10 protein-coding genes are annotated in these 12908 nt (G+C 39.2%); 5 read left to right on the forward strand and 5 right to left on the reverse strand.

Going from position 1 to position 12908, the window contains the following annotated elements:
* Positions 1-46: 46 nt before the first annotated feature.
* Positions 47-934: an LOG family protein gene (locus FCS21_RS07890; RefSeq protein WP_138622153.1), complete on the forward strand. Its 888-nt coding sequence runs from the start codon at positions 47-49 to the stop codon at positions 932-934.
* A gap of 97 nt (positions 935-1031) precedes the next feature.
* On the opposite strand, the gene FCS21_RS07895 is transcribed toward FCS21_RS07890, so the two are convergent.
* Both FCS21_RS07895 and FCS21_RS07900 read right to left on the reverse strand, forming a co-directional pair.
* Positions 1032-2984, reverse strand: a complete 1953-nt coding sequence (locus FCS21_RS07895) for a methyl-accepting chemotaxis protein (protein ID WP_138622155.1) — start codon at positions 2982-2984, stop codon at positions 1032-1034.
* A gap of 95 nt (positions 2985-3079) precedes the next feature.
* The gene (locus FCS21_RS07900; protein ID WP_371287224.1) at positions 3080-3862 is read right to left on the reverse strand and encodes a class I SAM-dependent methyltransferase; all 783 of its coding nucleotides are present in this window, start codon (positions 3860-3862) and stop codon (positions 3080-3082) included.
* Between the two features lie 519 nt (positions 3863-4381).
* Here FCS21_RS07900 and FCS21_RS07905 point away from each other — a divergent pair.
* From FCS21_RS07905 to FCS21_RS07915, 3 genes are all read left to right on the forward strand, one after another.
* On the forward strand, positions 4382-5074 hold the full coding sequence (locus FCS21_RS07905) for a single-stranded DNA-binding protein (protein ID WP_138622159.1): 693 nt from the start codon (positions 4382-4384) through the stop codon (positions 5072-5074).
* Positions 5075-5110: 36 nt separating this feature from the next.
* Entirely contained in the window at positions 5111-7291 is a 2181-nt protein-coding gene (locus FCS21_RS16780) for an SHOCT domain-containing protein (protein WP_246047106.1), read from the forward strand.
* A 98-nt stretch (positions 7292-7389) separates the two neighbouring features.
* Positions 7390-8166, forward strand: coding sequence for a TVP38/TMEM64 family protein (locus tag FCS21_RS07915; protein WP_138622161.1), 777 nt, complete (start codon positions 7390-7392; stop codon positions 8164-8166).
* Between the two features lie 45 nt (positions 8167-8211).
* Here FCS21_RS07915 and FCS21_RS07920 read toward each other — a convergent pair whose 3' ends face one another.
* Positions 8212-8685, reverse strand: a complete 474-nt coding sequence (locus FCS21_RS07920; protein ID WP_138622163.1) for an NYN domain-containing protein — start codon at positions 8683-8685, stop codon at positions 8212-8214.
* A gap of 137 nt (positions 8686-8822) precedes the next feature.
* Here FCS21_RS07920 and plsB point away from each other — a divergent pair, with 137 nt between their 5' ends.
* On the forward strand, positions 8823-11258 hold the full coding sequence (plsB, locus tag FCS21_RS07925) for a glycerol-3-phosphate 1-O-acyltransferase PlsB (RefSeq protein ID WP_138622165.1): 2436 nt from the start codon (positions 8823-8825) through the stop codon (positions 11256-11258).
* Between the two features lie 23 nt (positions 11259-11281).
* Here the strand turns inward: plsB and ubiA are convergent, their stop codons facing one another.
* Positions 11282-12145 carry a 4-hydroxybenzoate octaprenyltransferase gene (gene ubiA / locus FCS21_RS07930; RefSeq protein WP_138622288.1) on the reverse strand — a complete coding sequence of 288 codons (864 nt, stop codon included), beginning with the start codon at positions 12143-12145 and terminating at the stop codon, positions 11282-11284.
* A 39-nt stretch (positions 12146-12184) separates the two neighbouring features.
* Positions 12185-12817, reverse strand: a complete 633-nt coding sequence (locus tag FCS21_RS07935; protein ID WP_138622167.1) for a chorismate--pyruvate lyase family protein — start codon at positions 12815-12817, stop codon at positions 12185-12187.
* Between the last annotated feature and the right edge of the window lie 91 nt (positions 12818-12908).

The following is a 12908-nucleotide window of genomic DNA, read 5'->3' on the forward strand; positions in this document are numbered from 1 at the left end:
TAAAACTCGTTAGTTTTGCTTAAAATAAGATAGGACCTAATGATAAATGAAAAAAAGCCCTTTAAAAAATAAAACTCCTGAACGCTGCGTTGATGCTGCCAAAGGGAGCGAAACCTCATCAGTAGCAAGAGATTCATATAAGTTAGCCTATGATGATGATGCCTTGTTATTGCGTGACGACCTAAAAGCTATTCGATTGCAGCTTGAGTGGCTAAAAGCTGATTTAATTCAGCAAGAACAACATATTCTTTCAACTGTCGTTATTTTTGGTGGAGCGCGGTTTCCAGAGCTAGAAAAAGCGCAAGCGATGTTAACCCAAGCTGAAGAAAACTTAAAAGAATCACCTGATGATGCTGAATTAGTTCAACAACGCTCAATAGCCGACAATATTTTAAGCAATAGTCATTATTATGAAGATGCTAGATTATTAGCGGGAAAAATTACTGAGCTATCTTTAACGTTTGATGGTCAAGAGTTTGTTGTGGTAACCGGGGGTGGTCCTGGTGTTATGGAGGCAGCGAACAGAGGTGCTGCTGAAGCTGGTGGTAAAAGTATTGGCTTAAATATTAAGCTGCCCTTTGAGCAAAAGCCAAACCCTTATATTACACCCGAGCTATGCTTTCAATTTAATTACTTTGCGCTACGCAAAATGCACTTTTTAAAACGAGCTAGAGGTTTAGTAGTATTCCCCGGGGGATTTGGCACATTAGACGAGCTTTTTGATACCCTAACATTAATTCAAACAAAAAAAATGGCTGCTATTCCAGTGGTTTTAATTGGTAAAGAATATTGGCAACGGTTAATCGACTTTGACTTTTTGGTTGAACAAGGTGCTATTAAAGCCGCAGATCTGCAGTTATTTACACTCGTTGATACGGTTGAAGAAGCTTGGCATTATCTTTGCGGATTCTGGAAGGTTACTCTTGAAAATTAGCCTCTGAGTCATAACACCCTGAGCGTAGCAACTAAATTTTGTCGACGTTTTAATTGTTGTCGCTCGCCTACGGGCATTAATGGCTTTTGTTTACCGGTTAAGACGCCTTACTCAATGTCAGCCCGATATCGTTAACTTGGTTACTGACATCTATAGAAATAATATTGGTTAATTGCTGTGAATCTGTCACTTCTTTATCAACATTAGCCATAGCTTGCTCAAAAGCAATAAAGTGGCTGCGTTGACGGGTAATTTGTTCAAGCGTATCTTGTGCAACCGTTGCTGACACTTCTGCTTGTCCAGATACGGTTAATGCCGTTTCTTGTAATTCATCGGCAATGATACGTTGATTTTGTGATGCTTTTTCAATATCGTTGATGATGTTTTCAATAGAATTACTCGCGCTTTGTAATTGACTTAAACGCGCTGAAATTTGTTTTAGTGATGCCTGCGTTTTACCGGCAAGTTGACGAACTTCATCAGCAACCACTGAAAAACCCCTGCCATGTTCACCAGCCCTTGCGGCTTCAATGGCGGCATTAAGTGCCAATAAATTAGTTTGGTCTGCAATAGCGCTAATAACATCAACAATAGAAGTAACCGATTCAACCGAGTGAAAGAGCGAGGTAATGGCTCCCTTACTTTCTTTTGCCGCTAAATTAGTGGACTCACTCGCCGCCAATACTTGTAAAACATAGCCCTGACTAATTTCCATGGCTTCTTTAGTGGCCTGAGCATTATTAACTACCTGCCCAGAAAGTGTATTAACGGTTTCGGTTGCCTCACCTAAAGCTTCCATTATTTTTCTAGCCCCTTGCACATGTTCACCGGTAGTGTGTGATGAGCGGTAAATACGCTTGACCTGGCTTTCCATCGTTGTCAGCGCTTTCGCCACTAAATCAAGTTGCTGTGCTTTATCTTTATCATCTTGGGCAAGCTTATTAACCATATGATTAAAACTCGTAGATATTTCACCAAATTCAGTACGGTTATCAATGTTGGTAATGATAGCTACTTCTCCTTGCTCCATTAGCTGCACAAAACTATCACGTAAGTTGCGCAAAGGTTTAAGGATAACAGTACGTTGTAAAGCGTAACTGACTAATAGAAAAACAACTAAAAAGATTAACAAGCCAATAACAATCATATAAAGCTGTTTATTTTTTTGCTCTTGTTGCTGTGAAATATCCGCTTCACCTTGCATAATCGATTGCTCAATACTTCCTACTTGCTTAGACAATAATGCCAAGCCAACTTTTCGCTGTTGTTGCTGAGTAAGGGTAGTATCTAATTCTCGTTGATAACGATTAATGAGTGACTGTAATTCAGTAATCACTTCAAGGCTGAGATCTTCTTTTTCATCACTGTTAGCGAATAAATCTTCGCTATCATCAAATAAGTCTTCATCGCTTGGGGCATAAATAGCTAAGGCGGGTTGCTTTGACAGAGCGTTGCCTAAACGTTGTAACTCGTTTAGCAGTGGCGTTATCGATTCAATATTAGGGTTTTCTTGGATAAAAACAACTTCTCTGGCGTTGACTAAATCAGCAAGTAGCCTTCCTATGACTTGTATCTGAGTAAGATAGTTAAATTGCTCTGTTAACGATAGCACCGATGTTTTTTGCACATACCCCGCCAGTATATTAGTAAGCGCTAACATCTCTTGTTCACCATAACGCAACAGCACTAAGGGATCACCACTGAGCTTACCCATAGCCCGAAATTTAGTGTCAATATTATTGGCCAGTGCTTTTGCTTGTAAGTCTATCTGCTTAGACAAATGTTGAATATTCAAGCCAGCGGTTTGCTTTACAATCGCGGCAAGTTGCTTTTCTGCTTCGTTTAACAGCGTTGCATCACCGGTTTGCAAATACGCCGCGATGGTTCTATTAAACTTAACTGTGGTTAGCGAATAAAGTGCTTGGTAGCCTTTATATTGTGTCCTGCTCTTATTTAAAGATTCACCTACGTGATACATAGTCGCCATAAAGGTGAGGGCAAAAACACTGATAGCCATAACAGAAAGACGAGAAAAACTAGAAACACGCATGGCAATAACAGCCTTTAATTGTAAATAAAGACCATACTCACTTATTCATGTGACAATTAGGTTACATCTATATGACGAATTTATGTCACCGTTATCTATGCAGTATTTTTGGGGATCGCTAACTTTACATACACATCAAAGCGATTTTTCTTCATATTGATACTCATCGACGGTTTTTTATTGGCTAACGGTGGTGCATAACTAGGTCGTTTAACCACCACGCGGTATTTCGCTAACGCTAATGCGGGTTCAAGTAGACTGTCGGCATCAAGATCTTCTCCGACCAAGGATTGAAAAATACGCATTTCTTTTTTAACCGCTGCTGATTTTTCGCGGTGCGGATACATGGGATCTAAATACACAACGTCTGGCGCATCCGCTAAGTCCATTTGATCAATAGATGAACCATGAATTAACTTCATATTATTGGCAATATTGGCAACCTCATGATTTAGCTTAGCGCGCTCAATACCGTCATCTAATAACGCTGCCACTACAGGCATACGTTCTAATAATGTTAACTTACAACCAAGGCTCGCTAAGACAAAAGCATCTCTGCCAAGCCCTGCGGTAGCGTCTAACACATGGGGAGTAAAGCCGTGTTTTAAGCCAACTGCTTTGGCAATATCTTGACCTCTACCTCCACCAAATTTACGACGATGAGCGACCGCGCCTTCAACAAAGTCGACTTTAATCGCGCCCAGTTTCGGTTCATCTACCTTACAAAGCTCTAACGCATGATGATGCATTTGCAGTATAAACTGCAGTTGCGGATGTTTATTAGCGGCTGCAACATCACCGAGATAAGTAAATCGCCATTTTTTGGCAAGTCGTTTAGCGTAATCACTATCAACACTATCTAGGTAACCAAGCGCTATAGTACTTGGTTGTTCATTGGCAAGTGTTTCGTTGCTAGCTATGTCATTGGTAGTTCTTTTATTGGTAGACAAGGGACTCATTAGCTTCCTATATGCTTGTTTAATATCAACCTCACGCATTTTGTGATCATTTCTACGGGTTAAAATAACCAACTAAATAGCTGGCTGTTTTACCTGCATATAAAGTAGACCATCTAATGAATGAAACTGATATAAAAAGACAAGACTTTTTAATTCGACTCTAAAATATTATCTTCATTATAAAAGCCATGCCGCTCTTTGTCTTTGACTAACCACTTAAATGAATAGTTAATTGCTTATAAAGCAACTTTTAGTGCTTTTGCATACTAAATGGTCGTATTAGTGAGTAATAAAGTAAATATAATTGATATAACAATACAATGAATAAACTTTGAAACAATTTGTTAACGACTGTATATTATTAGTATTAAAATATGGTGCGAAAAATAGCAAACAATTGAATTATTTATAAACATTTAAACGTTGCAGGAAGAAAAGTTGCCTTTATCAGATGTTGTTCAAAAACACTTAAATACCCCAAGTCCACAGTTATGTGCAGTCACCTTATTAGGTAATTTAGTCGCAACCCCGGACATACGCTACCGTGCCAACCCAGCAACGGCGGTGACTGAGATTGTAGTAGCCACCTCGAGCAAGTGGTTAGATAAAAACACCAATAAGTACAAAGAGTGGACTAGTTATCATCCTATAAAAGTAGAGGGTGAGCTAGTCGAGCAAGCGTTATTACATGCGAATAAGGGCGATATTGTTTTACTACATGGTTATTTAAGCAATATTAAGCCCTCTGATAAAAGTGAGAATCACCCCAGTATTGTTCATGCTAATTTTGTCCAAAAGTTTACTAAGGGCTATACCCAAGCGATTAATCAAATTAATTGTAGTGCCCAGTTAACGTCAACACCCAAACTAATGTTAACCGAGCATAATAAAAACATTTGCCAAGCTACTATTGTTATTAATCAGCATGTCTACAATACCGACAAGCAAATGTGGCAAATAATTTCAGTCTCTCGTGCTATTCATGCTTGGGGCAAACAAGCACTGTATTTAGCTGAAAATGGTGATATGGGTGACGAGCTTATGTTAGAAGGAAAACTCAGCTACGCCAGTAGCGCTAACAAAGAGCAGTTTATTGAAGTTAATAATATCCGTGTTTTTAAAAAGGCATAAAATACTATAAAAAGTACGTAACAACTTGCAAGAAGAATGCTGAACTATGGAAAAACCAACGCTATGCTAACCGCAAAAAACAGACTCTTTAGTATTCTTCTGCTATCACTACTTTGGGTAAGTGGTGCGCATGGTGCCAATGAAGACAGTCAATATTTTTTACAAAAAATAGCGCAGGTACCACCGGTTGAACAACACAATAACCAGTGGTTGTTGCCGTTAGAGCAACCTGGCAATAGTAAGCATTATTTTTTAGCCAATAAACAAGGTCAAATTTATCAGTTAGGCCAAGATACCCCTGAAAACCTCTCACCACTCCTCGATTTAACAGCGCTTTCGGTTAACAATCCTATTGTTGAGTTAAACGCTTTTACTTTACACCCTAACTTTTCTTTACGCGGTCAAATAGGTTTTGCCACTTTTTATACTGCTCATATTGAAAAAGCCACTAGTAATGAAAAAACCAAGCGACTACTCGACACCACGGTTAGTTTAGCGCTTCCTTTTGATGCGGTTATTACCGAATGGCAATTAGATTTAGCCAAGACAGTTGATCAGTCAAGTCAACGCGAAGTACTGAGAATTGCGATACCAACCTTAGCAAGCGGTATCAAGCAGTTAAAATTTAATCCGCATAGTAAATCATGGCATGACGATTATGCTCAGCTTTATATATCACTACCACAAAGCTTATCCCTCAAAGAGTACCCACTCTATTCAGGCGCAATTTTACGTATCCATCCAGAAAAAAATGCTGGGCAAAACTATACCGTTTCTCATAACAACCCTTATTACGCTAATGATGACATTAATAAAACTTTGTATTTATTTGGTGCTGGTCAAATTAATCAATTTATTTGGCCAGATAAACACGCCCCTCGCCTGCTAATATCTCATGAATATAACGTTAAAAAACCACCAACACATTGGTTATCTTATAGTAATGGCGGTGATGACTGGCGAAATAAATCACCGCAAAATTTTTTATTTAAAGGAGAGCAAGCCACTTCAGGCTTAGTCATATATCAAGGGAGAAATGCGCTCAGCTTACGTAATAAGTTGCTATGGTTGTCGCAAAACAAACAACAACAGTGGCAACTCAACTCATTGCCTAATGAAATGACACCTGACCCACTATCAAAAAGCAACGAACAAGCGCAACAACCTCTAGTTACCCCCTCAATAGAATGGCAATTAACGCAACCAACATTGCAAACTAAGCGCTTAACGCTCTACCATGATAATCGTGATGAAGTATTGCTTTTTAATGAAGAAAGCGGCGCTATATATCAATTATTTGAAGATAAAACACTGCTTACTCCCCAAGGAAATAACCAAGAAAACGAACAAAGCGGTTTAGGGATTATCGCTACTTTACTCATTATTATAGTGGGTGGGGTTGGCTTATATATTATTTACCGCGTTAATATTAAGCGCACCTCGGCAAAATCTTTAGTGCGTCGAGAGTTCTCTAACCTGTCACTTACAGAAGATGGGTTAACGTTAAATCTCTTTAAACGCCATCAACGTGATATAGAAAAAACAATGATGCTCACCGAGGTTAAACAATGCCAAGTTTTATTGGGCGATTTAGCCGTAGCAACGATTAACACCACCTCAGGGCATGGCTTCAATACCGACAAAGAGCAAGCATTACGCGAGATATTTCATCGCGAACAAGTGGCTAAAATGGTCGACGATAAAGTGCGCCGCATTAGCTTGTCGATCACCTGCGAAGAGAAAAACAGGTCGGTTATTTGTTTATATTTACGCAAAGGTAACGATAGGATAACCAAAAAGAATTACTTTACCGTTGTTGATGACATCATTGACTGGTGCTGGCTTATTGCTAAGGCAATCAACGAGGATAGTACGCAAGAACGCCCTTTAATGCCTAAAATTCAAGTGACCAACACTCACCTAAATGAACATAAAGTACATGATAATAGACCCTTACATGCTCAAGTGTCACATAGCAGGCCTGAAAGAATTTTGCCTGCCATAAAACCTAAGCAAACCACTAGCGCAGCCCCCGCAGAAAAGCCAAAGGATAAGGAAATCTCAGCGAATCATTATGATAGCGCGGCAATAGAAGCCGTTAAAATAGAAACAGAATTAGTGAACGCTTTAGAGAAATTAGTTAAACTACGCCAGCAAGGCTTTTTAACCGCTGATGAATTTGAGCAAGCAAAAGCCAAGCTATACCATTTTCATTAGGCTTATCGCTTTGTTATGACTTGTTGTAATGTACCTTGTTGTACTTTGCCGTAATGCTATACAGAACCAATACATCAAGCTGCTAATCGGATTAATTCATGTTTGCTAAAGTTTTGCTCATTGCCTCGCGCGCAAGTACCCTAAAAATCCTGGCAAGTTTAATTATAGTAACCCTTATTGCTCTAGGCTTTTATCAGTGGTTAATACAAAGCCCTGTACTTCCCTCTTCACTAGCAAGCACGTACACAACAACACTAACGGAAAATAATGATAGTTTTAACATAAGCCAGTGGACAATCAACCTAGTTGACAAACTAAATTGGCAGCAAGAAGGCAGCTCTATTTTTTTAAATACCTTATTGTTATTTATGTTTTTAACTGTGGCAACCAGCCTAGGTTTGCCAAGGCAAATTGCCGCGTTAGTGGCAGGTATCAATTTAGGGGCTTTAATTGGCGTCATTATTGCGACCTTAGCGGCAACACTCGGCTGTTTAATTACTTTTAGCGTGGCTCGTTATCTCTTAAGCAATAGCATAAGCCGAAAATACCCTAATCAGTTGGCCAAATTATCTGATTTTCTGGGTGAACGAACCTTCTTAAAAGCTATTGTTATTAGAATATTGCCGCTAGGCAGTAACTTTATTACTAACATTATTGCCGGTGTTAGCAAGGTATCAATGCCTGCTTATGTCAGTGGCTCGTTTGTTGGTTTTATACCGCAAATGACTATTTTTTCACTGGCGGGCAGCGGTATACGCTTAGGCGCACAAAATGAACTGATCGCTAGTGCAGTACTCTTTGTTATTGCGCTTATGCTGACTGGCTATTTAATTAAAAAACATAAAGCCAAAAATAAAATAAAAGCTGCGTTATGACGGCTCTCATTGTCGCGATAAGGCTATGCTAACGTAATCGAAAAATTACAATAATAAACTTTGCTCTATTTTATGATGGACATCTGCCGCCTCTACTAACGATTGTGCCGTTAAGCTGTCAACACTATATACCTCAGTAGTCACACCATATTTTTCGCGTATTTTACGTAACAGTAAGTCAAAGTCACCATCACCTGACAGCAATATAACCGTATCAACGCCAGCGGCTGCCTCCATTACATCAATCGTAATACCAACATCCCAATCACCTTTAGCTGAGCCGTCTCTGCGCTGTATATAAGGCTTAAGCTTCACTTCAAAGCCAATATGTTTTAGCGCTTTTTGAAATTTATGCTGCTGGTCATCACTCCGTTGAATAGCGTACGCATTAGCGATAACAATATCGCCTTGCGCCATCAATTCTTGCCATAATAAACGATAATTAAATTGCTTAGCAAAAGCATCTCTTGTGGTGTAATAAATGTTTTGTACATCAACAAATACAGCAATTTTCTTCAATGTGAACTCCTGAAACAAACGAATATAACCTACTGATGTTAGTGTGCAATGGCTTCACCTACAAACCAAGACAATTTTAATTAATGATGTTAAAATCTGTTTTTTATACCCATTTCTGACTAATCCGAGCAATAAACATGTTGGCCTTACATTCTTTTTTTTACTTATTGTTAACGTTTCCCCTTAAGTTACTTGTTCGTTGTAAAATTATTACCGACAGTAAAAGTCTTATTGAACAGCCAACTCAGCCAATTTTTTATATTGTTCGACATCAATCCGCGTCTGATTTATTGGCACTACAAGGTGTCTGTAAAAAACAAAATTTGCCTGACCCGCTTGGACAAGTGAGCATTAACGGTAAAACATTTAACCGCACGCTTTGTTTAGCTAAACCTACACCGCTTTTTTCATGGCGCAAGGCCAGTAACACCAAAGCAACAGCACAAGGTTTAGCAATACTTAATGAACATGTTATTGATAAAAACCTTGATGCCAAATTAATTCCTGTGCATTTAATTTGGGGAAAGATGCCCACTAAAGCGCGAAAAGATCTCAAAATGAGTTCGCTACTCGCTGATCAAGAATCTCCTCATTGGTTACGTAAATTATTTATTGTCTTGTTCTTAGGTCGAGATACCTTAGTTCGCTTTAGCGAAGCTTTTTCTTTTCGCAATATTATTGATAATCATGGCAGTGATGAAGCTGCCGCCCATAAGTTTTTACGCGTAGCTCGCTTTCACTTTCATCGTCAAACAATTGCGGCTAAAGGCCCTAGACTGATGCACCGCAAGCAGATGTTTAACGCCTTATTTGCTAACCCATCGATTAAGCGCATTATCAGTGACGAAGCCAAAAGTAAAAAAGTCTCTGAAGCTGAAATAAAAAAACAAGCGCTGCGTATGATGAATGAGATTGCCGGTGACTATAGTGTTTCTTGGCTGCGCTTTGGTGAGATAATTTTGCACTGGTTATGGAAGCGTTTATACAACACCATTAACGTCAGTAATGCCAAAGTATTACGTAAATTAGCGCAAGATGGTCATGAAATTATTTATGTGCCTTGCCACCGTAGCCACATGGATTACCTGCTACTTTCCTATGTCATTATACAAGAAGGCTTAGTAATGCCGCGTATTGCTGCGGGTATTAACCTAAACTTCTGGCCGGCAGGTACTGTGTTTAGAAAAGGCGGCGCGTTTTTTATTCGTCGTAGTTTTGGTGGTAACCGTTTATATTCAACTATTTTCCGTGAATATTTAGGACTTTTATTTGAGCGTGGCTATGGCGTTAAATATTACACTGAAGGTGGTCGTAGCCGAACAGGTAGAGTGTTGTCACCTAAAACTGGCATGTTAGCCATGACCATTCAAAGTTTATTACGCGGTATTGATAGACCCCTCACCTTAGTACCAGTGTATTTAGGCTATGAACACGTAATGGAAGTAGGCACTTACCACAAAGAACTCAGTGGTAGTGAGAAAAAAAGTGAGTCAGTTTTTGGAGTATTAAAAGCCATTAAAAGCTTACGTAACTATGGTAATGGTTATGTAAATTTTGGTGAGCCAATGAACATTAATGAGTTTTTAAATAACCAAGTGCCTGACTGGAAAGACGCGATTGACCCTATTGATCCACAAAAGCCGACTTGGTTAACGCCGACAGTAAATATACTGGCTGGACAAGTCATGGAAAACATTAATAAAAGTGCTGCTTTAAATGGTGTTGCGTTAATTGCCTTAATTTTACAAGCCAGTAAAAACAAAGCCTTGTCTAAACGTGAGTTAGCAACACAACTCAATTTCTTTTTAACTATACAGCGCCAAGCTCCGTTTAGTGAACAACTAACTATTCCACAAGAAAGCGCTGCTGAGCTAATTAGCCATGTAATTTCACTGAATAAAGTCACCATTACCGAAGATAGTTTTGGTAGCTTAGTGTCTCTGTCAGAAACCGCTAATTTAGAAATGCGCTATTATCGTAATAATATTTTACACACTTATGTTGTCCCTGCGATGGTTTGTCGCTTACTGGATAAACACAGTAAAATAAAGCAGGACAACTTAGTAGAAAAAGTACAGTGTTTAACCGCGCTATTAAAAGAAGATTTATACCTCTACCAAGATAGCGAGCAAATTGCTGAGCAAACCTTACAGATACTTAACGTATTAAAAGACATGCATATTGCTAAACAAAGTGACGCAGGCTTTTGGTCCCTGACTAACGATGTAGCGTTACTGAGTCAAGTACATGCCATGGCGGAATGTATTGATGAAAGCTTACAGCGCCTAGCCATTATTACTTCACTAATAACTCGTTTAGCACCCATTAGTAAGCGTGAATTAGAAGAAAAAGTGGTCGCTATTGCTAAGCGCCTTTCGGTACTAAACAACATTAATGCGCCAGAGTTTATCGATAAACGCGCTCAAGCAACGTTAATTTCGACTACTCGTGATGAAGGTTATATTGACATGAACGAGGAGGGGTTGCTGGTTACTAGCGACAGTATGATTGAGCTAAAAGCCACCGTGGTTAACTTAGTAGATATTGAAGTATTACAAAGTATCGCTCGCTAAACTCTTTATTTATCAATGAGCTATTATAAATACTCAATGGTTATGCCAACAAAAATAAGTAAACCAACCCAATGGTTATGTAAAAACGCTTGGAAACAAGCGTTACGCTCTCGATTGACAATTAACAGTTGTTGATAGCTAAACAAGCCCGCGGCGCCAATAACGCACAGCTGATACGGCCAACCAAATGCTAATATCTCACCTACAGTCCACAATAAAGCCAAGGTTATTAACTGTAAAAAACCAATAATGCGCTTATCATTATCACCAAATAAAATGGCGGTAGACTTAACTCCTATTTTAAGATCATCATCTCTATCTACCATGGCATACATAGTATCGTAAGCCACAGTCCAACATAGGTTAGCTGCAAACAGTAACCAAGCAATAAGCGGAATTTCACCTTGTGCTTCAGCGAAGGCCATGATCATCCCCCAGCTAAAAGCAGCACCTAAAAACACTTGTGGTAACTGAGTATAGCGCTTCATAAACGGGTAAAGCGCCGCTAAAAATAACGCCACCGTAGCAAGGTAAATGGTTGGCCAACTCAGTGTTAACACCAGACCCAGTGCTATACCAATTAATACACCAAATAAGTTAATCGCTTCAAACGGGCTCATCATGCCATTAACGAGTGGCCTATTTTTAGTCCGCTCAACCTTGCCATCTATTTTTCTGTCTGCATAATCATTTATCACACAGCCTGCACTGCGCATAACAAAAACACCTAAACTAAATACCAATAACAAATGAAAACTTGGCCAGCCGTCACTGGCAATCCATAAAGCCCAATACGTTGGCCATAACAATAAATAGGTGCCAATGGGCTTATTCATTCGAGTAATTAACGTGATCGCTAACCATTTTTGTTGTAGTTTTTTCAGCATTGAAGTGTTTCGTTTCATGTTATTGTATTTATTGCGCGCCTATTGATAAGCAAAGGCGTCAGGTAAAAAAACTTCGGCGACCATCAAGGGTTTATTGTCTAACATAAACACAGAACGTCGACCCCATAGTACGGTTTCATCTATTGTTGATGCTTTTACCAAACAATCATCATGAGTACGCTGCGCCGTTAAGGTATTGGCTAACTTTGCCACGTTAGAATCGTTGGTAAAAGTTGATAGTTCTAATGCTAAACGTTGTAATGATGGGTTATTAAATAGCACTTGCCCTAACGGCTGTTCACCTAAATGAGCAAGTACTTGCTCTTTACCGGTTAAGCTTGCTAATGGCAATAAACTTCGAGCAAAAACTTGCGGAATATTATCACAATATAAAATAACTTCGCGCACCAATACCGCCTCACCCACCTTAATAAAATGCCCCGCTTCAGCTGCTGAGCAGCGTTGTTGTTGCTCACCAATCACTTTAACCTGGAAGCTTTGACACCGGTTTTTTAACCGCGCCGTTAAAGAGCCTTCATCAAGTAACCAATTTTGTAATTGCTCGGATAGCAAAGATAAGCACTCATCGCTAGGAGATTGCCATTGTCCCGCTAAGGTAATAGGAAAGGTAACTGGAAAATTAAAAGAGCAATTCACTTGTTGCTGTGTCATCAATCTACTTCATCAATCTATTTCATTAAAAAGTCGTCGCTATAATACCAATTCTATTAAATTTATTCGCTACTCAGTGCGATATTAGTGC

Origin of the sequence: Colwellia ponticola, from assembly GCF_005885605.1 — a bacterium.
In the GTDB taxonomy this organism is placed as follows: domain Bacteria; phylum Pseudomonadota; class Gammaproteobacteria; order Enterobacterales; family Alteromonadaceae; genus Colwellia; species Colwellia ponticola.

Excerpts from the sequence above, each read along its gene's own strand:
- FCS21_RS07890 (WP_138622153.1), top strand. The coding sequence starts at position 47 with ATGAAAAAAAGCCCTTTAAAAAATAAAACTCCTGAACGCTGCGTTGAT.
- FCS21_RS07895 (WP_138622155.1), bottom strand. The coding sequence starts at position 2,984 with ATGCGTGTTTCTAGTTTTTCTCGTCTTTCTGTTATGGCTATCAGTGTT.
- FCS21_RS16780 (WP_246047106.1), top strand. The coding sequence starts at position 5,111 with ATGCTGAACTATGGAAAAACCAACGCTATGCTAACCGCAAAAAACAGA.
- FCS21_RS07915 (WP_138622161.1), top strand. The coding sequence starts at position 7,390 with ATGTTTGCTAAAGTTTTGCTCATTGCCTCGCGCGCAAGTACCCTAAAA.
- plsB (WP_138622165.1), top strand. The coding sequence starts at position 8,823 with ATGTTGGCCTTACATTCTTTTTTTTACTTATTGTTAACGTTTCCCCTT.
- ubiA (WP_138622288.1), bottom strand. The coding sequence starts at position 12,145 with ATGCTGAAAAAACTACAACAAAAATGGTTAGCGATCACGTTAATTACT.
- FCS21_RS07935 (WP_138622167.1), bottom strand. The coding sequence starts at position 12,817 with ATGACACAGCAACAAGTGAATTGCTCTTTTAATTTTCCAGTTACCTTT.